The sequence below is a fragment of the Prevotella sp. HMSC073D09 genome (assembly GCF_001814145.1).
Lineage (GTDB): Bacteria > Bacteroidota > Bacteroidia > Bacteroidales > Bacteroidaceae > Prevotella > Prevotella conceptionensis.
Genome location: NZ_KV815019.1, coordinates 29,639 through 49,473 on the forward strand (window position 1 = coordinate 29,639; position 19,835 = coordinate 49,473).

15 protein-coding genes are annotated in these 19,835 nt (G+C 47.1%); 7 read left to right on the plus strand and 8 right to left on the minus strand.

The window, feature by feature from the left end; all coding sequences use genetic code 11:
- The first annotated feature begins 409 nt into the window (after nt 1–409).
- From HMPREF2955_RS00730 to HMPREF2955_RS00750, 5 genes are read left to right on the plus strand one after another with little or no spacing between them, the layout of a single operon-like run.
- Nucleotides 410–1,036, plus strand: coding sequence for a CDP-alcohol phosphatidyltransferase family protein (locus HMPREF2955_RS00730; RefSeq protein WP_070720007.1), 627 nt, complete (start codon nt 410–412; stop codon nt 1,034–1,036).
- Between the two features lie 27 nt (nt 1,037–1,063).
- Complete coding sequence (locus tag HMPREF2955_RS00735) at nt 1,064–2,104, plus strand: patatin-like phospholipase family protein (protein ID WP_070720009.1); 1,041 nt, start codon at nt 1,064–1,066, stop codon at nt 2,102–2,104.
- A complete protein-coding gene (locus HMPREF2955_RS00740) occupies nt 2,101–2,856 on the plus strand; it encodes an SDR family NAD(P)-dependent oxidoreductase (RefSeq protein ID WP_070720011.1) in 756 nt (251 codons plus the stop codon). Before HMPREF2955_RS00735 ends, HMPREF2955_RS00740 begins: the two co-directional genes overlap by 4 nt.
- Entirely contained in the window at nt 2,802–4,130 is a 1,329-nt protein-coding gene (locus HMPREF2955_RS00745) for a phosphatase (protein WP_246830022.1), read from the plus strand. The genes HMPREF2955_RS00740 and HMPREF2955_RS00745 overlap by 55 nt, the downstream gene beginning before the upstream one ends.
- Nucleotides 4,111–5,808, plus strand: coding sequence for a bifunctional alpha/beta hydrolase/class I SAM-dependent methyltransferase (locus HMPREF2955_RS00750; protein ID WP_070720015.1), 1,698 nt, complete (start codon nt 4,111–4,113; stop codon nt 5,806–5,808). Before HMPREF2955_RS00745 ends, HMPREF2955_RS00750 begins: the two co-directional genes overlap by 20 nt.
- Here HMPREF2955_RS00750 and HMPREF2955_RS00755 read toward each other — a convergent pair.
- From HMPREF2955_RS00755 to HMPREF2955_RS00790, 8 genes are all read right to left on the minus strand, one after another.
- Nucleotides 5,789–6,853, minus strand: a complete 1,065-nt coding sequence (locus tag HMPREF2955_RS00755) for a winged helix DNA-binding domain-containing protein (RefSeq protein ID WP_070720018.1) — start codon at nt 6,851–6,853, stop codon at nt 5,789–5,791. The two genes, HMPREF2955_RS00750 and HMPREF2955_RS00755, sit on opposite strands and share 20 nt — an antisense overlap.
- 226 nt (nt 6,854–7,079) lie before the next feature.
- On the minus strand, nt 7,080–9,464 hold the full coding sequence (locus HMPREF2955_RS00760) for a TonB-dependent receptor (RefSeq protein ID WP_070720020.1): 2,385 nt from the start codon (nt 9,462–9,464) through the stop codon (nt 7,080–7,082).
- Nucleotides 9,465–10,121: 657 nt separating this feature from the next.
- Nucleotides 10,122–10,802 (minus strand): WbqC family protein, encoded by a 681-nt coding sequence (locus tag HMPREF2955_RS00765; RefSeq protein ID WP_070720022.1) that lies wholly within the window; start codon nt 10,800–10,802, stop codon nt 10,122–10,124.
- 290 nt (nt 10,803–11,092) lie between these two features.
- Nucleotides 11,093–12,538, minus strand: a complete 1,446-nt coding sequence (lepB, locus tag HMPREF2955_RS00770) for a signal peptidase I (RefSeq protein ID WP_070720024.1) — start codon at nt 12,536–12,538, stop codon at nt 11,093–11,095.
- A gap of 99 nt (nt 12,539–12,637) precedes the next feature.
- Nucleotides 12,638–13,393 (minus strand): 4-hydroxy-tetrahydrodipicolinate reductase, encoded by a 756-nt coding sequence (dapB, locus tag HMPREF2955_RS00775; RefSeq protein ID WP_070720026.1) that lies wholly within the window; start codon nt 13,391–13,393, stop codon nt 12,638–12,640.
- Between the two features lie 173 nt (nt 13,394–13,566).
- On the minus strand, nt 13,567–14,694 hold the full coding sequence (dprA, locus tag HMPREF2955_RS00780; RefSeq protein WP_070720028.1) for a DNA-processing protein DprA: 1,128 nt from the start codon (nt 14,692–14,694) through the stop codon (nt 13,567–13,569).
- Nucleotides 14,695–14,888: 194 nt separating this feature from the next.
- Nucleotides 14,889–15,305, minus strand: a complete 417-nt coding sequence (locus HMPREF2955_RS00785; protein ID WP_019187598.1) for an acyl-CoA thioesterase — start codon at nt 15,303–15,305, stop codon at nt 14,889–14,891.
- Between the two features lie 221 nt (nt 15,306–15,526).
- Complete coding sequence (locus HMPREF2955_RS00790; protein ID WP_070720056.1) at nt 15,527–16,819, minus strand: DUF2851 family protein; 1,293 nt, start codon at nt 16,817–16,819, stop codon at nt 15,527–15,529.
- A gap of 165 nt (nt 16,820–16,984) precedes the next feature.
- Here HMPREF2955_RS00790 and dusB point away from each other — a divergent pair, with 165 nt between their 5' ends.
- The gene (dusB, locus tag HMPREF2955_RS00795; protein WP_070720031.1) at nt 16,985–17,974 is read left to right on the plus strand and encodes a tRNA dihydrouridine synthase DusB; all 990 of its coding nucleotides are present in this window, start codon (nt 16,985–16,987) and stop codon (nt 17,972–17,974) included.
- A 490-nt stretch (nt 17,975–18,464) separates the two neighbouring features.
- Entirely contained in the window at nt 18,465–19,169 is a 705-nt protein-coding gene (ung, locus tag HMPREF2955_RS00800) for a uracil-DNA glycosylase (protein ID WP_070720033.1), read from the plus strand.
- Nucleotides 19,170–19,835: the final 666 nt, after the last annotated feature.

Below are 19,835 nucleotides of genomic sequence, written 5' to 3' on the forward strand. Positions count from 1 at the left end.
CAAAACAAACCTTCGCGAGAATCGATTTTTTGCACGCCGACTTACGTTGGTGGAGAAAATGGGCACTCATAATGTTAAATTTATGACTAAAAACTAGACAAAACAACTGTGCGTTTACATGTGCATGGGCAACGGCAAGGAAAGCATGTACGCTTACGGCGGCCAGTGCGAGGGGTTGCAAGGCATACACCTTTTATCCCGAATTTGCGCAGCATCGGCAACGGCGCGACAAGTTTTCACAGCATTTATTGCGCATCTAAAAAAGTATTATTACCTTTACTGCCATAATACAGCTTTTGGTTGAGGTGCAGTGTCGCTCCGAACAAGAACCAATCGCACCCTGAGGAAAACGTTTTCGCATTAAAAACGTTAACGATATAAGCACATATTCATGTAAAACAAAGTATTTATGATATCTGTCTATTCCATCAAACCGCAGTTTCAACGGGCATTAACACCTATTTTAGAGTTGTTGCATCGTGCAAAGGTTACCGCCAATCAAATCACCCTGTGGGCCGGCATCCTCTCTCTTGTCATCGGCATTTTGTTTTGGTTTGCGGGCGATGTGGGTACGTGGCTCTACCTCTGCCTGCCTGTGGGACTGCTGATACGTATGGCCCTGAATGCCTTAGACGGAATGATGGCTCGTCGTTACAATCAAATCACCCGAAAAGGAGAGCTGTTAAACGAACTGGGTGATGTCGTTTCAGACACCATTATTTATTTTCCGCTGCTGAAGTATCATCCCGAAAGTCTTTATCTTATTGTGGCTTTCATTGCCCTCAGCATTATTAACGAATTCGCAGGAGTGATGGGAAAGGTGCTGTCGGCAGAACGGCGGTATGATGGTCCGATGGGAAAGAGCGACCGTGCTTTCGTTCTCGGCCTCTACGGAGTGGTCTGTTTGTTTGGCATAAACCTTTCAGGATGTTCCGTTTACATCTTTGGGGTTATCGATTTGTTGCTGGTAGTCAGCACGTGGATTAGGATAAAGAAGACGTTAAAAGTAACTGGAAGTTCGCAAACGCCTGAGTAAACCGACGATATAGATAAGCAGTGGAGTATGAAAAAGAAACCTTATCCCACGGTTGCGGTTTTTTCTGGTGGTGGTACACGTTATGCTTTGTATCTCGGCATGTATGCGGCGATGCAGCATTATGGTGTAAAACCCGACCTGCTGATTGCCGCTTGCGGTGGCAGTATCGCTGCCAACATCATCAACTCGTTTGCTACCGACGAGCAGCGAAAGGCCTTTATACAGTCGGAAGAGCTGTATCGCTTTGTGCAAAACACCCGAATGACACGTTTCAAAATGCTGTATAAGATAGGTGTCTATTGCCAGCGCAAGGTGCGAAACACATGCTATGCACCTTATATCGAAAATATTTTCGATAAATTTATCGTAGATATGCCCACCGACATACGCCCGCTTTTGCCCTCGTTGGCTGTTCGGCCAACCCTTCCCACCATCGTAGTAGGTGCCCGATTGTTGTTTGACAGGGCCGACATCGGTAAAGAAAGAAACGGAAGAAAACTTTATCGGAAGGTGCTTTTTACCGATGCCGAGACAGCTCGAAACATCGATTTGTCTGCCATTAACTGCAATTTTAAAAGCTATGAGGGTAGTGCCATCGACTCGCAAGTTGAGCTGTTTCAAGATGTTCCCTTACCCATTGCCACCCGCATATCTGTTTCGGATATGTTCTACGTTCAGCCCGTACATTACAACGGCGCCTATTTTGCGGGCGGAATTATTGATTTGATGCCCATAGAACTGGCCGAACAACTTGGCGAAACGATTATCTTTGAGAAGAAAAAGGGATTCGGCACCATCGACGAGGCACTTATTAGAGCCGTTTTTGGATATAGTGGAAACCGCCGATTGCAAGAGGTGATGACGCATTCGGTGAACTATTGGGTAGATACGGCCGACATGAACCAAGTGCTTGCGGGCCATTACATCGAGAAAAACATCAATCTTCTGAAGCTCCAGGTAGAACTGAAACTGCCCAAAACCTATGCGCAGTTTGTAGAAGATATGAACTTTCAATGGCAATACGGATACGATAGGGTTGCCCAACATTTTAAAAACAAACAGGTATGAACATCTTTATTACGGGCGGAACATCGGGTGTCGGCTTGGCCTTGGCGCGGTTTTATGCTGCCGAAGGCCACCGGGTAGGGGTGTGCGGACGAAATACGACACGAATAGACAGGAGTGATGAGGTTAACAAACTGCTGTATGCCTACCAGCTTGATGTGTGTGATAAGGACGCATTAACCGCTGCCGTAAAAGTGTTTTGTGCCGATAAGGACTTGGATATGATGATTGTTGCTGCCGGATATTACCGTAACGGCGTTACCGAAGAAGTGGATTTTGAGCAGACTTCACAAATGTTGAAAGTTAATATCGCGGGTGCATTGAATGCGATGGAAGTGGCGCGAGAAACGATGAAGGCATCTGGTGGACATTTGGTAGTGATTGCTTCGGTTGCAGGATTGCTGCACTATCCGTGCGCAAGCGTATATGCCAAGTGCAAAAGAGTTTTGATACAGATAGCCGATGCTTATCGCCGAAGTTTGGCCGACTATCAAATAACGGTTACAACACTTGTTCCAGGCTACATAGATACGCCTCGATTGAGAGAGATATACCGTAACGACCTTTCCAAATGTCCGTTCTGCATGCCCTTAAATCGGGCTGTTGAAACAATGACAAAGGCCATAGCGCAGCGCAAAGAACAGGTGGTGTTTCCGCCAAAAATGCGCCTTTCCATCGCCTTTCTTTCGCTTTTACCCACTTGTTTGTTATCGGCTTTTATGCACCGAAAGACATTATGGAGCATTCCCAAATAAACGATAAAACGATATGGGCGAGTAAACAGCCCTTGCCAAACGGTTTGATGCAGCGTTGCGGTATAGATAACAAATGCTTGCAAGCAAGCAAATACATCGCCCTGGTTATTTGTTGGGGTGTATTCTATGCTGTTTATACTTTTGCTGCAAGCTATGCGGCATCGCTTAAAGAGGTGCCTTCGCTTTGCTTTTCGTTTGAAAAGGCCATACCGTTTGTACCTTTTGCCATCTATTTTTATAGCAGTAGTGTGGTGTTTTTTATATGGGTTTTCTTCCTTTGTAATACCTTTCGGCAGCTGTCGACATTAAGTAAACGCATCGTTTTTATAACCATTTTATCGGGAATTTGTTTTATTATCTTTCCGTTAAAACAAAGTTTTGTACGTCCGGAAACAACCCATATCTTGTTTTCCGTCATCAATACGTACGATACACCTTTTAATCAGGCCCCGTCTTTACATATAGGTTATGCCTGCATCTTTTGGAGTGGGGTGCGAAATAGCAGGTTCAGAAACTTACTGAGAATGTGGTTGGTGTTGTTAATGCTGTCTACCCTTTTGGTATATCAGCACCATTTCATCGATATTTCTACCGGTTTGATGGCAGGTTTTCTGACGTTATGGATGTTTCCTTACCGTAAAAAGCGCAACCAACAAATAGCAAAGGTTTACTTTTTTGTTGCCGCCGTGGGGCTGACGGCGTTGTTGTTTGCCATCGAACATTCGGTTTTTGGAAGTATTTTTTTATTGTGGGGCATACTCGTCTTGCTTTTATTGGGTCGTGCTTATTATCGTTCTAATCGACATTTTCTTAAAGACGACCACGGTTGCATCGGTTTTTTGCGTTATATTTTCTATTTTCCCTATATCGCAGTGTATCGCATATTGTGGCTGTTTTCTCGTCAGGCACCTGTAGAAATGGCACCCAACATCTTCGTTGGAGGCTTGCTTTCATGCCGTTCTGCGCGGAAATTCGCCCTATTGGGAGAGGTTTCGGTGTTCGACCTTTCAGCCGAATTACCCGAAAACGCCTACTTTCGCACATCGGCAGATTACCATTGCTTTCCGCTTTTGGATATTGCCACTATCCCCAAAGCCTGTGAGGAGCATATTGTAAATACGGTTTTAGAGAAGATGAAAGCCAGTGAAGTGCCTCGAAAGCTATATATTCATTGTGCAATGGGCCGTTTTCGGAGTTGCCGAATAGGTGAAGCGGTGCTGTTAACGATAAGTAAGAATTTAACCAGAGATAAAAATGGAAACAGGAACATTTAAGAGTTTTGACAACGCAGATATTTTTTATAGGGTGTGGAATTACAGCCCTTCGCAGAAAACCATTGTGATATTGCATCGCGGGCACGAACATTCGGGACGTTTGCAAGCCTTTGCCGAGAACGAACAATTTGTGCATTTCAACATCTTTGGCTTTGATATGCGTGGACTGGGGCACACTTCGCAACCCGTTTCGCCCCATTTCATGGACTATGTACGCGACTTGGATGCTTTCGTAAAATACCTCCATGCGCAGTATGGAATTGTTGAGAAAGACATCTTTGTGGTGGCTAACAGCATTGCAGGCGTAATTGTTTCGGCGTGGTGTCACGACTTTGCGCCCCGTATTGCTGGTATGGCACTTCTTGCTCCTGCGTTTACCATTAAGTTGTATGTGCCTTTTGCAAAGACGGGAATTGCGTTGGCAGCCCGGCTTTTCAAACATCTTACGGTGCCCAGTTATGTCAAATCGAAGGTGTTGACACATGATGTGGAACAACAAAAGGCGTACGACACAGACCCGCTAATTACTCGAGAAATTGATGCACACTATCTTTTGGATTTGCTGAAAGCAGGAAAGCGTATCGTAGAAGATGCTGCTGCCATTACCATACCTACGCTGTTGCTCTCTGCCGGCAAAGATTACGTGGTGAAAGACGATATGCAAAAGCGGTTTTTTGTTGACATCAGCTCCACCCAAAAGCGGTTTATCAAGCTCAAAGGGTTTTATCACGGGCTATTGTTTGAAACGCAACGCGAACAGGTTTACAATCCTATCGCTGAGTTTATCAACCGCTGTTTCTCACTCGAACAACCGCCAACGACCTGTATGCCTGATAAATTTACAGTTGCCGAGTATAACAAAATGGCTCTGAATATGCTTCCCCGAATTGAACGTTGGGGCTTTCGGATACAGAAATGGATGCTCCATCACTTGGGATTTCTTAGTAAAGGAATGCGCGTAGGACTAAAATATGGTTTTGATTCGGGTATGTCTCTGGATTATGTTTATCGCAACCAAGCGCAGGGATGCGGACCTATTGGGCGATGGATAGACAAAGGTTATCTTAACGCCATTGGTTGGCGAGGAGTGAGAATACGCCGAGAGCATCTCATTGCAACCGTAGAAGAACGTATTGAAACGCTTAAACAGCGCAATGAACCCGTGAAAATACTCGACATTGCCGGTGGAACGGGTAATTATTTGTTCGACATCAAGCGCAGGTTTCCTGAAATAGAAGTGGTTATAAACGACTTTTCGGAAACAAACATTGCTTTCGGCGAGGCACAGATACAACAACAAGGACTTCAAAATATACGGTTTACTCGTCTTGATTGTTTTAATAAAGACTCATATCGACAGCTGAATTTTGAGCCTAATATCGTTATTATTTCCGGTATATTTGAGCTTTTTGGTGATAACGAGCTTGTTTGTAAGGCCATCTCTGGTGCTTTATCCGCACTGCAACCAGGCGGCTTTTTGGTCTATACTGGTCAGCCTTGGCACCCTCAGTTAAAAATGATTGCTTTCGTATTAAACAGCCATCAAGAGCGCGATTGGATTATGCGGCGGCGTTCGCAACGCGAACTGGACAGTCTTTTCGCCTTTTATGGCTTAACCAAATGTGGTATGAAACTCGATAACTTCGGCATTTTTACCGTTAGTTATGGAATGAAATAAGTTGCAAACGGGCTTTTTCTTCAGCCGCAGACAAATCAGTTGGGGTGTCGTTATCAAAGTAAGATGTGTTGACGGCGATGTTTCGGCGTGTCAAAGTCATTTTCCAATTACCCGTCGCCCTGCCATTTTGTAGGATAAGAGGAAAGAAAATACCGTTGTTAGTAAATGCTTTGCTGTTGTGAGAAGCTTGCAAAACATCGCCGCGATACTTGTAGGCAATGATGTATTCGTCGTAAGCAGGCAGAAAGATAAAGCTTTCTTTCTCTTTGATGTCGATTGAAGAAGAATCGTGCAGCAGGTAAGTTTTATCGTTGAGAACGACCTTTTGAAGCTCTTTTCCAATAATTTCAACGCCCAATCGCGCCTCTTTTATTGACAATCCCGACCACCAACAGAAGTCGTCTAACGTTGCGGGGGCATGACTTCTAAAATAATTGCGTGCCAATTTGCTCAACGCCTCGTCTTTTGTGGGTAAGGGCATAGGGGCTACTCGCTCGTCTAAGAGCATGTAGGTATGTGTGTTTCCCACTTCAGGGCCGCTGCAAATGAGTGCCTCGCATTCGGCATTCTCCAAAAAGCGGTTCATAAAAATGGTGTCCGAAGGTAAGCCTTTTTCAGCTATTCGTTCTGTAATTTGCTGTTTGGTAAGGCTCTTTCCACCGCTTAACATATCATAGATATGCTGGTTAGCGGTATCGTACATCTGCTCGGTGATGGTCAGTCCGTGTCCTTTCATCAACGATGCGTAGGCAGATTTCAGTCTGTTGCACGACAATTTGAGCATCCAACGAATATCGTTTGGGCTTACATAATGCCATGTAGGGCGTAGTACGTGGGTGCGAAGAATCTCTCCACGGTAGAGGGCTTGCTTGATTTGCTGCATCGTTGCGCCGCGTGTACGTATTCCTAGTGCCAGCTTTGCCATTCGGGGTTGTTGTGCTTGTATGGCTCCCATCCAGGCTACAACATCTTTTACGTCGGTAAAATCGGGGTTAGTTAACTGTTGGGCGCGCAGCCGAATCATTGGAATATTTATTTTTTTCATGCCTTTTGTGGGGATGTTTACTTATTGCAAAGATAATCAGAAATGCGTAAACTCGGTATCAAAATGGTGTTAGCCCCTTTGATTTCTTGGTTAGGTAGTCTTTAGTAAAGTTCATTGGGCTTGTTTTTACAAGGGGACTTCGTGGTGAAACCTTAGGATTAGACAAAAATGGCTGTATCGGATGCTCTCTTGATACAGCCATTTATGCTATCTGTAAGTGGTTCGTTTAGAACTTAATCATAATCCCGACCGTGGGGAGAATTGTTCCACTATAGTACACCAGTGGACGAAGCAACTGTTTGGTGTGGGGCGAAGTGGGGTCGTCCATTACATTCCCCTCAGTGTCACGATTGGTATATATCGGTTTGGATGGCATATTGCTGATGTAGGCATTCTGCACATCGAGATATAGGTTGAGCATCCAATGCTTAAAATAGAACTCCTTATCCAAGCGCACATCCAGCTGATGCGCATCGGCAAGACGTAGTGTATTGAATCGCTCGTAGTCGGTATAGGCCTGATTGGTAATAGACCATGCAGCCTTGTTTGTAGAACGCTCCACATCAATGGGCGAATAAGGAGCACCGCCTATGTAACGCCAGCGAGCCGAGATGTACCAGCCTTTGGGTAACTTGTAGCTTGTTGTAAGATTGAGGATGTGCCTCGTGTCCCACGAAGAGGGTCGATAGATGCCATTTTTGTCTGTAAACTCACTCCGAAAAAGCGTGTACGTAGCGGTCAGATCTATATCACGCCAACCCATAAGCTTAGCCACCACTTCCACACCATAGGCCCTACCATCGCCCGTAGACGTAACGGCCTCATCGCCCACTTGCCCATAGTCTACACCTTTGCTGGCCAAACTAATTCCGTCGGTAAGCGAAATAGGATAGTGGCTATACTGCTTATAGAAGCTCTCAAGAGAGAAACGCAGGAAGTTACCCGGATGATATTCCATACCCACAATAGCTTGATTGGAGGTGATATACTTGAGCCCATTGCTCCGATTGACATAGTTTCCCTCGGTATTGCGATAGCCCATCGTTGTGTAGGAGGGGGGCATCGCATAGTGCCCAATGTTGGCATTGAGGTCGAAGTCTTCCGAAAATGAATACGACAGCGATAGTCTAGGCGACAATTGCTTGATCGGATTGCTCATGCTGGCTGTGAAAGTGTTGCCCACTAAATTTACTCCAAGTGAAACCTTGAACCGATTGTTTAGATACTGATCCGAAGCTTGCACGAAGGCTTGGTAAGAAAGCAGGTCGATGCTGCTGTGGTATTGGAAGGGGACAACATTTCCCGAAGTGAACTGCAAGCGATAGACGTCATTGACATAGTTGCTGTACTTGATGCCAGCTCCAAAGTTCAGTTTGATAGGCAGCGTAGTATAGTTGCGTTCGTAGCGTAGTTTAATCTCGGCTTCGTCCGATTGGTAGTCGGATATTTTGGATGCCGACTTATCGTTATCTTTATACTTTACACCTGCGTTGCGCAGCATGTCTCGGCTTAAAATCCAACTGTCTACGAAGTGTTTGCCGTAGTGTTTGTAGGCCAACCCGAAGGTATAGTTCCACTGAGCATACTCGGGCAGGTAGCCTAGTATGTATTTCTGCGCCTCGGTACCTGTCTGTTCGAGGTTTCTGTTGAGGCTCATGTTGTCAATAGCGCCTATACCAATCACGGTAATCTCATGATGTGGATTGATGCGCCATTTGTATTTCATTTGAAAGTCGTTGTAGGTGGGCAAAAAAGGCAAGCCAATCACCTTGAATAACCACTGCAAATAAGATTGACGAAAAGAGACGATGAACGATGCATCCTTGTTCAAAGGGCCGTCTAAGGTAATCCCTGCATCCGATGCTCCTACCGCAACCTTTGTGTGCAGTCTGTCTCTGCTACCATCTTTTTGCTTTATCTCCATCACGGAGCTAAGGGTATTGGGTCTGTTAGCAGGGAAAGCGCCTGTATAGAAATTTATCTCGCGCACAAAGTCGGGATTGATGATGCCGACAACACCTCCCGATGCCCCTTGTGTGGCAAAGTGATTGATTACGGGGATCTCTATGCCGTCTAGGTAAAAGACGTTCTCTGTGGGGCCTCCGCCACGTATGATGAGGTCGTTCCGATTAGGAGCTGTTGCACCAACTCCTGGCAGTATTTGCACCAGTTTGGAAACATCACGATTGGCTCCAGCACTCTTCTCAATCTGCTGTATTCCTAAGGTGAGTACCGAAACCGGACTCTCGGTAGGGCGAAGCAATAGATTGGGGCTAACTAAAACTTCTCGAAGCGTTGTAGAAGCTTCGCTAACCATAATGTCTATAAAAGTTGTCTGATTACCCAGTACTTGTAATTCTTCGGATATTTTAGTCTCGAAGCCTACCATGCTGACGACGATTTTATGGAAACCTGGCTGTACGCCTGTTATTGTAAACGTTCCTTCTATAGAGGTTTTCGCACCGAGAGAAGTTCCTTGTACTTGTACTGTGGCGAACTCTAGTGGTTCGTTGTTCTTGTCGTTGATGACGCGCCCTTGGATAATTCCTGTTTGGGCAAAACCATTATAGGCGAGCAGGAAGGCCAAACATAATAAACTGTATATCCGCATTGTTGCTTAATTGAAAAATAGACGTAGTCAAATAGTCCCTACCAGCTGTTCGTAAGGATTACCTAATCTTGTTTTACAAAGATAATACAATTACTAACAAACGCAACAATAAAAAGAACAAGATTATACTATTTACGCCGGTTCGGTATAAGAAAGTTCGCTAAAAGGTTAATAGTCTTGCTATTGTTTTGTGTTTTTATAGTTGAAAATCACTAACTTACAAAGCATATGCAGCCATGATTACCACTGACAAAGCTACTGAAGTATTGTGTATATTGGATGAGTTAAGTAAGAATTTAGATGCCGAATGAATTAAAAACCTCCATGTTGCACCCGTAGGTGAGGGATATAAGCGCATGAGAAACCGCAAGTGCCAAATGTCTAAGAGCGAAACCATAACCATTCCATCGTTCGCATTTTCATCGTTCAGAAAATGCGCTTGCTAAGCCTTGATGATGCATTATTACGTTAACCGCCGTGTTAAATACGTTTTGTACCAAAGCGAGAGCTGAAAAAGCTCGCTACAAGCGCTTATAGCCTGTGGAATGAAAGATGGCGTTTGGAGGTTAGAAGGGTGAGCTGTTGGCGGTGATGGGCTGTGAAATGAATGGCCTAGATAGTGCCAAGCAGGTATCTAACGTTACGAGAGGCCGGGCATTAAAGGTACAGCGGTGCCTCGTTACCCATGTTAAAAAGCAAGTCGATAACGCTTAGATTGGGCAAGAACCCGTGGCGTTGGGCAAACACTTGGTAGTAAGGGCGGGGCGTAAAAGTGGGGTCGTGGGGCGGATTTTTGGGCACTATGGTGTCGCGGAAGTCTTTGAAGGTGGGGATGGTGCCTGTGTCGGCATCGACAAAAGCGGCAGGCATGCTTGCACCCGATGCCAGTTGCGCCTGCGTTGGCACAAAGGCGGGGGTGAGAATAATGTTGGGGGTAAAGTCGAGTAGGGCGCAAATGGTGTGCGTTAGTTCGAGGTTGAAGTCGAAAAGAAACTCGAAACGGCGTTCAAAAAAGGGGCGAAAATCATCGGCGTAGTATTCGAAAAAGGGACTTTCGTTATAGGCCGACACGATGGCTTGCCAGTGAATGTGCCGCCAATTGCCGTGGTCGCTTATGCGAATGTCTTTCATAGCCATGCGCGAGGCCTGCTCGCCCGATGGCCGTTCGATGGGGATGGTTAGGGCTTGTGCCCCGTTGGCCGTGGCTATGATGCAGCGGTTGCGGTAGGTTTGCTTGATGAAATGGTCGTGTTGCTCCATCCAACAGCCATTGCTGTGGAAGAGTTTGGCGTACCATTGCACGGGGGCGAGATAGGCAGAAGAGAGTAGTGGGAACATGTTTTGTGTGCGGATTTAATGAGATGAGTGAGAATGTTGGGGCTGATGTAAACACGGGGGCAGGGAGATTGACCGCCGCAGGCACGCTGAACATGCAGAGAAAGACCGATGAAACCTAAAAAACAAGTGGGACAAATGCAACATGGCTGGCTCAATATAAGCCAAGAACACAGCGTTGCATTTGTCCCATCGTTCTTAGGTATGTGCTAAAATCCAGTGGAGTTAAGTTTTAGAACCAGCCTTTAATCTGCGGCATTGCGCCTATAATACCCTAGGTGGCTAAGGCTAAATCATTTTATCTTATCCACCAATTTGAACAAGCGGTTCCATCTGATGCCCTTAAATCCGGGATGGTCTACATCATGCGACCACCAAATGAATATGGGTTTGCCCACCACATGGTCTTCGGGTACAAAGCCCCAATAGCGCGAGTCGGCCGAATTATGTCGGTTGTCGCCCATCATCCAATAGTAGTCCATCTTAAAGGTGTAGCTGTTGGCGGGCTTGTTGTTGATGTATATTTGTCCGTTGCGCACGTCAACCTCGTTGTCTTCGTACACGCGTATGGCACGTTCGTACATCGGCAGGTTGGCTAAGCTAAGCTTAATGGTAGCCCCTTTCTTGGGAATCCATATCGGTCCGTAGTTATCGCGCGTCCATTTCGTATTGGCATTGAGGGGATAGAGGTCGCCTGTGGGTGCGTCGGTGTTCAGTTTCACGCTCTCAACGATGTCTTTTCGTGCAGCAAGTGCCTTTGCAGCCTTTGCTGTAAGTGGCATAACGCCGCTTGTGTTAAGGCTTTGCAGGTCTTCTTGCGTTATGCCTAGGCTTGTAAGCAAGTCGTCGGGCAGCATTCCTTTCAGCTTAACATAATAGGTGTATTGCACGTTTTCGGGTTCTTTGTTGGGCTTGCCGTCAAGGTAAACGATGCGATTCTTTATTTGCAAGGTTTGTCCGGGCAGGCCTACACAACGCTTAACGTAGTTTTCGCGGCGGTCGGTGGGCCGCGAAATAAGGTCGCCATACTCGTTGGGATTTTGCAAGATGTAGGCGCGCCCTAGTTCATAGATGTGCTGGAAGTAGGCGCGTTGTTGCAAAAGCGACATGCTGTCGAGGTTAACGGGCTGGTTGGCTTGGTCGTAAAGCTGCTTGCCATACGAGTAAACCATTTGGTAATAGTCGGCAGCTGCCCATCGTGCCTCGTTAACAAGGCTGTCGCCCGATGGGTAGTTGAACACAACGATGTCGTTAAGTTTCACGTTTCCTAGGCCTTTTACGCGGCGATAGTCCCAGTGCGGCACCTCGATGTACGACTTAACGTTAATCACCGGCATGGTGTGTTGGGTTAATGGCATGGTAAGTGGCGTTTGTGGGATGCGCGGACCGTAGCTCAGCTTGCTTACAAAGAGGTAATCGCCCGTGAGCAAACTCTTTTCGAGCGAGCTTGAAGGGATGACAAAGTTCTGGAAGAAGAACAGGTTGATGAAGTAAACGGCAACAAGGGCGAAGACGATGGCATCTACCCAGCCCATGATAAAGCGCGTAGGTCCTTCGGAATCTTTCCACCATTGCCACTTTATTTTCTTCGAAATATAAACGTCGTAGATGAAAGGCAGAACGAGCAATCCCCACCAACTTTCCACCCAAAAGAGGAATGCGAGGTAGAGAAGTGCCACGATGATGAATTTAGTCCACTGCTTGCGTGGGTTGAATTCTTTCTTTTTCTTGTTTATCATTGCAAGTGTTAGTTATATGTTTTGTGCCTTTTGCCCCTTACGTTGTGGTGAAACATGGTTGGTTTCGGTGCCGTATGTGGGTGCAGGCGCATGTTGTTGTCAGAACTTAAAGAGGTCGTTCATCGTTAATAAGCCATTGTGTGTGGCGGCATATTCGGCAGCCAGCACTGCGCCTTCGGCAAAACCGCGGCGCGAATGGGCGTCGTGGGTGATGCTGATGCTGTCGGCCTCGCTGTCGTAAACGATGGAATGGATGCCCGGAACCTCGCCGCGACGGAAACTGTCGATGGCCAATTGGTCGTCGGTTGTTTGCTCGCTGGGTACGATTGAGCCGTCGGCCAAGTGCTGTTCGCCCTTAACCCACGTTGCTTTACGGTCTAGTTGTGCCACAACTTCTTCGGCCAAAGTAATGGCCGTACCCGAAGGTGCGTCTTGTTTATGCACGTGATGGGTTTCTTCGATGTGCACATTGTATTGCGGAAAGCGGTTCATCAGTTCGGCCAAACGGCGGTTTAAGGCCTGGAAAATGGCCACGCCAATAGAGAAGTTGCTGGCCCAGAACAGCGTTTGGCCTTCTTCTTGGCACATCCTGCGCACCTCTTCGCCGTGTTGGGCAAGCCATCCCGTGGAGCCCGACACCACTTTTACGTTGTGTGCAAAGGCCTTTCGATAGTTGTCGAAGGCCGCTTGGGGGGTGGTAAACTCGATGGCCACGTCTGCCGAAGCAAAGGCGGGGCTGTCGAAGTCGGCTTGGTTGTCTTGGTCGATGATGCAAACGATGTTGTGGCCGCGTTGTTTGGCAATCTCTTCAATCATGCGGCCCATCTTTCCGTAGCCTATAATGGCGATGTTCATGGGTTGTATTTTTTCTATTATTATGATGTAATGCGTTCTCGGCAGTTAGCCTTTGAACGTGCTGTGGGGCAGTGGCAATGGCGCGTAATGCCCTAATTTACTGCGCAAAGTTAGCGAAAAAAGGGGTAAAAGCCATCCTTTTCGCCTTTTCATTTTATCCCCTTTCACCTTTTTTAGACGTAAAGATGGTAGCTGCCGCCTGCCAATAGCTTTAAAATCCCCTTCATTTCGAGTTGGAAAAGCAATACGGTGAGTTGCGAAATGGGGATGTTGGCCGTTATCGACAGTTGGTTTATGGGTTGGTCGTTAAGCTTTTGCAACGCCTGTACCACGGCTTGTTCTTCGCCAGAGAGTTGTGGAAACAATTGTCGCTCTATGCCTTGACGTGTGGCTTGCATGCGTTTGAAGTCGGTTTCCCAGCCTAGCGCGTGCACAAAGTCGGCTGCCGAGGAAACCAGTTGGGCCTTATGGTCGCGTATCAGGTTGTTGCAGCCCTCGCTATATGGTGCGCCCACGTGACCGGGGAAGGCGAAAACATCGCGGTTGTAGTCGCGAGCGATGGCCGCAGTGATAAGTCCGCCGCCATGTGCAGCACTCTCTACCAGCACACAAGCATCTGAAATGCCCGCCACAATGCGGTTTCTTCGCACAAAGTTTAGCTTGTCGGCATTGGTGTTGGTGAGAAATTCGGTGAGCAGTCCGCCCTGTGTAAGCATTTCGTTGGCCGTTTGTTTATGGCGAGTGGGGTAGAGATAGTCCAGCCCATGAGCCAGCACGCCCACCGTGTCTAGCCCGTTTGCCAAGGCTTGTCGGTGCGCGTTGATGTCTACGCCGTATGCCAGTCCGCTAACGATAAGCACTTCGGGGCTAAGATTTTTCAACTCCGAAACGAAGCGGCGAATAAGATCTTGTCCGTAGGCTGTGCAGTGGCGCGTGCCAACAATGTTGATAACGCGCGCCCGATTAAGGCTGGCCGTACCTTTATAAAATAGCACAAGCGGTGCATCGTCGCAGTTTTTAAGTCGTTGCGGGTAGTTGTCGTCGGCCAAAGCAAGCGCTTGTATGCCGTTGCGTAGGTTGTATTCCATCTCGGCATCGGCCACTTTGAGGTGCGTTTCAATGTTACGCATGGCCTCTTGCAGGCGTGGCGAGGCATCGGGCAGCACCTCGCGCAGGTCGTTTCGGTGTGCAATAACGGCTGTGGCCGAACCCAACAGTTGGTATAGCTGTGCCAAACCTGCAAGGTTAAAGTAGTTAACGCGTGTTAGCGCGATGGCGTTTCGGGTCTCGTTGTCGTTCATGGAGGGGGTTAAGTTTCTTTTAGTTTACGAGTTTACAAGTAGACAAGCAGACGAGTTTACACGTAGGCAAGTTAACGAGTAGACGGGTTTACAAGTTAACAAGGGCGCAGCCAAGTAAACATGTTGATGGGTAACATGTTTACTTGGCTCTATTTTTTGCCGTTTCTATAACCGTTAGTTAACGGGAACATGGGTTATTTGTCGGCCGATTGCTGATCTATAAAGGGTGCGAAAGCCTTGTCTATTTCCTCACTTCGGCTCAGTCTGCCGTTCACTAAGCATACAAGTTCGGCCGTGGCACGGAACGAAAGTTTATCATCTCGCTTGCGGAAGATGTCGTGATGGAACACATATCGGATGCCTTCTTGCGTAATACGGAGTTTAGAAACAAGGATATCGTCGCATTGTAGTGGCGTTTTGTATTGCAAAGTCATGCGTGCCACCACGGCATCCACTCCCTTTTCGTGCAGGCCAGCAAAGCTTAGCCCTGTGTGTTTCAAGAAAAGGTGGCGCGTGTGTTCTGTGTAATGCAAATAATTGGCGTTGTTAACAATGCCTTGGATGTCGCATTCGTAATCGCGAACTTCCATCTCGGTTGTGAATGTGTACATATATATAGTTATTTTAAAAGCCTCAGCCCAACTACAACCGGCCTCACCCCCAACCCCTCTCCAAAGGGGAGAGGGGAGTGATATGCCTTATTAGTTGATGAGTTAGTTTATGAGTTTATGAGTTGACAACGATTGTCGTCCCCCCTCTGCTGCCAAGCATACGGCTTAACTCCTTAACTCCATAACTCCTTAACTCCTCAACCTCATAACTCCTCAACAAGTTATCTCCTCAAATATTCATACCCAATTCTGCATCTTAGGCAGTTTTTGCGGTCGCAATATTCATTTTTAAGCTGAATAAGAGCCTGCGTATCGCCAGCGTTATTCACTTCTAGGCCGCACGCTTTCCACATCCTAACGATATGGTTATCCTCCGCTTTAAGCTCGTCGAGCAGCTGATAAGCGCGGTCGCACAGAACATCGTTGTGGCGATGACGGCCGTAAGCGAAGAGAACAGGCACAACGGTGTTGAGGATGAGCACATCGCGCGAGCCCGTAGAGAGAGCTTTGTCGCTGGCTTTACTTTCTCCGCCAAACACATAATGCGTTTGCCAATAGCCCGAAACCTGCGTGGCTAAGGCTTTACGCAGCTGTGTTAGATTTTCGCAAGCCACGATGTTGGCCAACGATGCCCGGCGCGAATGGTGAAGAACGGCCAGTTGCGACAGGCGGATGTGTGGAAAATTCTGCGGCCGCAGTCGAAGAAACAACCACAAGGAAGGGTCTAATGGCTGCAAGTTAAACTTGTGCGCAAGGTAAGCGTACTCCTTTTTAAGTAGCCCAAAGTAGTCTTCGGCCGTGGCTGCGTCTCGGTGTCGGGCGGGTATGGCCGTATCGTTTAGCAGTCCTGCCTGCCCCATAAAGAGGGCCTCTATCTGAAAAGCATTGTCGCGATGGTGGTCAACGCATCGCAATGGTACGTTGGCAGCCCAGCGTTCGAAGGCATCGCCGTTTACGCCGAACCCAAAATTGCGCGCCAAAGTGATGAAGAAGGCGTCTTCCCACGACCCCTTTGTCTGCTCAACGCGCCGTACCACCGCCTCGGTTTTGCTTACCAGCCGCTCTGTTTGTAGGGCGGCCAGCCAGCTATGCAGCGTAAGTCGCTGCAATTGGGGAATGATGTGGTGGCAAGGCGGAAACTTATCGGTCGCCAACAGCTCGTCATAGTGGTCCGCAATGCCCTTGGGCACGGCCAATTCCATTTGTGGCAGCTGCTTGCCGTCTTGGGTTAGGCACTCCATGTCGGCCTTTCCCACCACGTGTAGCACCACATTATTATATCGCGGGTCGTTATGATGCCCATGTTCAAACCATTGCGAGGCCATGTCGTGTATCTCTACGTTGCCCACCCAGAGCGTATCGCCAAGCTTAACTTTGGCGTTAAAGAAGTCGGCACCGGCGTTGTCGTTGTGCAATCCCACGTCAATCACCTCCACATCTACGCCTTCGGTTGTTTTCAAAGGTGCAGTTGCGAATAGCTTGTGTTTCCAAACATAGTGCAATAGCTGTTCCATGGGCATGTCGATATAAGGGTTCGTGCCACAAAAATATAAAGAAAAAACGAAAAAACGGCCTTTTGGGGCAAGAAATATCCAAGTTTTTTGCATTCCGTTTGGGCGCAGGCAGCCCCATTGTTTGCATGTTTTGTTTATTGGTTAAGTCTTCGTACCTTTGCAATTATGAAAATAGGAAACATATCGTTTGATGCTCATCCGCTCTTCCTCGCCCCGATGGAAGACGTCACCGACATAGGGTTTCGCCTGCTTTGCAAACGTTTTGGCGCGGCAATGGTGTACACCGAGTTTGTCAGTGCCGAGGCATTGGTGCGATCGGTGAAGTCTACCGTGAGCAAACTAACCATCAGCGATGAGGAACGCCCTGTGGGAATACAAATCTACGGGCGCGATGTGGAGTCGATGGTTGAGGCTGCACGCATTGTGGAACAAAGCCGTCCCGATGTGATAGACATCAACTTTGGTTGCCCCGTGAAGAAAGTGGCAGGCAAAGGGGCTGGTGCGGGCATGCTGAGAAACGTGCCCTTGATGTTGGAGATAACACGCCAAGTGGTGCGCGCGGTGCGTACGCCCGTAACGGTGAAAACGCGATTGGGATGGGATTGCGAAGAAATTATCATCCCCACGTTGGCCGAACAACTGCAAGATTGTGGCATAGCAGCCCTTACCATACACGGCCGAACGCGCTCGCAGATGTATACGGGCGAGGCCGACTGGCGTTATATCGGCGAAGTGAAGGCCAATCCGCGTATCCATATCCCCATTATCGGCAACGGCGACATTTGTACGCCGCAGCAAGCCAAAGAGGCTTTCAGTCGTTATGGCGTTGATGCGGTGATGGTTGGGCGTGCCACATTCGGTCGGCCTTGGGTGTTTAAGGAGATGAAAGACCATCTTGAAGGCTTGCCCCAAGACCCTTCGCTCACCATCGACCGAAAGATTGACTTGCTGGAAGAGCAACTGCGCATCAACATTGAGCGTATTGACGAGTATCGCGGCATACTGCACACGCGCCGTCATCTTGCGGCAAGTCCTATATTTAAGGGCATTCCCGATTTTAAGCAAACGCGCATAGCGATGTTGCGTGCCGACAAGCAAGAAGAGCTAATCGCTATCTTGGAGAGCTGTCGCGAACGGTTAAGAGGGATGGAGTAGACTGTTGGGTGAACGCTGTTAACCCCCTTATTGGCTACAAGCGAGTTGTAGTGGCACTACTAACGGCTGGTAGTGCCACTACCGATAGTTTGTAGCCGCAGTACCGATAGTTTGTAGCCGCAGTACTAGTGGCTTTGTACCGGCAGGTTGATGGTAAAGTCTTTGTTGATTGATGAAATTCTAAAACCAATTTGTTTTGAGGATTACTCATCATCTTGTAACCCTACAAGCGTGTTCGCGCCCTATTTGCGGGTGAATTATTGTGAATTATTTCATAAACATGAGTTATATAATATTGAAATAATTCGTGATAATGTTGCAAATATAGCATTATTTACCTAAACTCGCAAGTGAGTATGCGCATTTTTTCATACCTTTGTATGTCAAAAAACAACGTTATTCGCAAGCACAGGTCAACAATGAGGTAAGCATACCGCCTTATCTACTTGTTAACAGGTCAACTTGTAAACTGATAATACAAACTGTAAACATGAACGTAGAGATAGAATCCTCGTGGAAAGAGCAACTGGCCAATGAGTTTGAAGAGACTTATTTCAAGGAATTGTCTGACTTTGTAGATGGCGAGTATAAGCAGAATAAATGCTTTCCACTTGAAAAAGATTTATTTAATGCCTTTAATCTGTGTCCCTTCCACAAGGTAAAAGTGGTGATAATCGGTCAAGACCCCTATCCAGGTAAGGGGCAAGCGCATGGCTTAAGCTTTTCGTTTGATGGAGGAAAGCCTTTCCCTCGCTCGCTGAATTACATCTTTAAGGAGATAAGCGATGATTTCAAAACGCCCATTCCTACCAACGGAAACCTAACACGATGGGCCGAACAGGGCGTGCTTTTGCTCAACACCATCCTAACCGTGTGTCCTGGTGATTCTAACAGTCATAAAGGGAAAGGTTGGGAACAGTTTACCACTGCTGTTATTAAGCGGTTGAATGATGAATGCGAAGGACTTGTTTTCATGCTTTGGGGTGTAGAGGCGCGCAAGAAAGGCAGTCTTATTGATGCTGATAAGCATCTCGTTTTGGAAGCTAGGCACCCTGCTGCTAGCCCTCCAAAGGGGGGCTATACTGACCAAGACGAAGGTAAATGGCCTGGTTGCAAACATTTTTCGAAGGCCAACGAATATCTTTGTGAACGCGGGAAATCGCCTATCAATTGGTATGAAACAAAAGAATTGTAAAGGTGAAAAGACTTTTAAAGGTGAAAGAGCTTTTAAAGGTGAAAGGGTGAAAGGGTGAAAAGGTGAAAAAATGGCTAACGCCCACCAACTTGTTAACTCGTTAACTTGTCAACTAGTCAACTAAGAAGGTTGAAAAATAGCTAACGCCCACCAGCTTGTCAACTGGTTAACTCGTCAACTCGTCAACTAGCAACAGGTGAGAAATGGCTAACGCCCACTACTTGTCAACTCGTTAATCCGTCAATCTTTGTAAACTTTTCAGCAAGAATTTTAACACTAAGAGTGCCCTTTTTCTCAACCAACCACTCATCTTGCTGCAAAAAATCGATTCTCGCGGAGGTTTGTTGTGGTGCAAAATGGGGTTAGCTTGCCAATGCAGCGAAATGAATTTTTATTTAATAAAACCACCATTTGCACCAGTTTCGGGGCTATTTGCTGCTAAATGTGGTGCGTTTTGCCGCTAAATGCAATGCGTTTTGGTGCAAAACGCAGTCTAATATGGTGCAAAACGCACGGCGTTTTGGTGCTAAATGCAATGCGTTTTGATGCTAAATGCAGTGTAAAATGCTACTAAATGCAAGGCGAAAAGCATAAAAATCCACCACAATTGGTATAAATAAACCTTTTACAACCATTAAAAAGATGGCTAAAAAGGGCAAAATAGCC

Excerpts from the sequence above, each read along its gene's own strand:
- HMPREF2955_RS00730 (WP_070720007.1), top strand. The coding sequence starts at position 410 with ATGATATCTGTCTATTCCATCAAACCGCAGTTTCAACGGGCATTAACA.
- HMPREF2955_RS00735 (WP_070720009.1), top strand. The coding sequence starts at position 1,064 with ATGAAAAAGAAACCTTATCCCACGGTTGCGGTTTTTTCTGGTGGTGGT.
- HMPREF2955_RS00740 (WP_070720011.1), top strand. The coding sequence starts at position 2,101 with ATGAACATCTTTATTACGGGCGGAACATCGGGTGTCGGCTTGGCCTTG.
- HMPREF2955_RS00750 (WP_070720015.1), top strand. The coding sequence starts at position 4,111 with ATGGAAACAGGAACATTTAAGAGTTTTGACAACGCAGATATTTTTTAT.
- HMPREF2955_RS00755 (WP_070720018.1), bottom strand. The coding sequence starts at position 6,853 with ATGAAAAAAATAAATATTCCAATGATTCGGCTGCGCGCCCAACAGTTA.
- HMPREF2955_RS00760 (WP_070720020.1), bottom strand. The coding sequence starts at position 9,464 with ATGCGGATATACAGTTTATTATGTTTGGCCTTCCTGCTCGCCTATAAT.
- HMPREF2955_RS00765 (WP_070720022.1), bottom strand. The coding sequence starts at position 10,802 with ATGTTCCCACTACTCTCTTCTGCCTATCTCGCCCCCGTGCAATGGTAC.
- lepB (WP_070720024.1), bottom strand. The coding sequence starts at position 12,538 with ATGATAAACAAGAAAAAGAAAGAATTCAACCCACGCAAGCAGTGGACT.
- dapB (WP_070720026.1), bottom strand. The coding sequence starts at position 13,393 with ATGAACATCGCCATTATAGGCTACGGAAAGATGGGCCGCATGATTGAA.
- dprA (WP_070720028.1), bottom strand. The coding sequence starts at position 14,694 with ATGAACGACAACGAGACCCGAAACGCCATCGCGCTAACACGCGTTAAC.
- HMPREF2955_RS00785 (WP_019187598.1), bottom strand. The coding sequence starts at position 15,305 with ATGTACACATTCACAACCGAGATGGAAGTTCGCGATTACGAATGCGAC.
- HMPREF2955_RS00790 (WP_070720056.1), bottom strand. The coding sequence starts at position 16,819 with ATGGAACAGCTATTGCACTATGTTTGGAAACACAAGCTATTCGCAACT.
- dusB (WP_070720031.1), top strand. The coding sequence starts at position 16,985 with ATGAAAATAGGAAACATATCGTTTGATGCTCATCCGCTCTTCCTCGCC.
- ung (WP_070720033.1), top strand. The coding sequence starts at position 18,465 with ATGAACGTAGAGATAGAATCCTCGTGGAAAGAGCAACTGGCCAATGAG.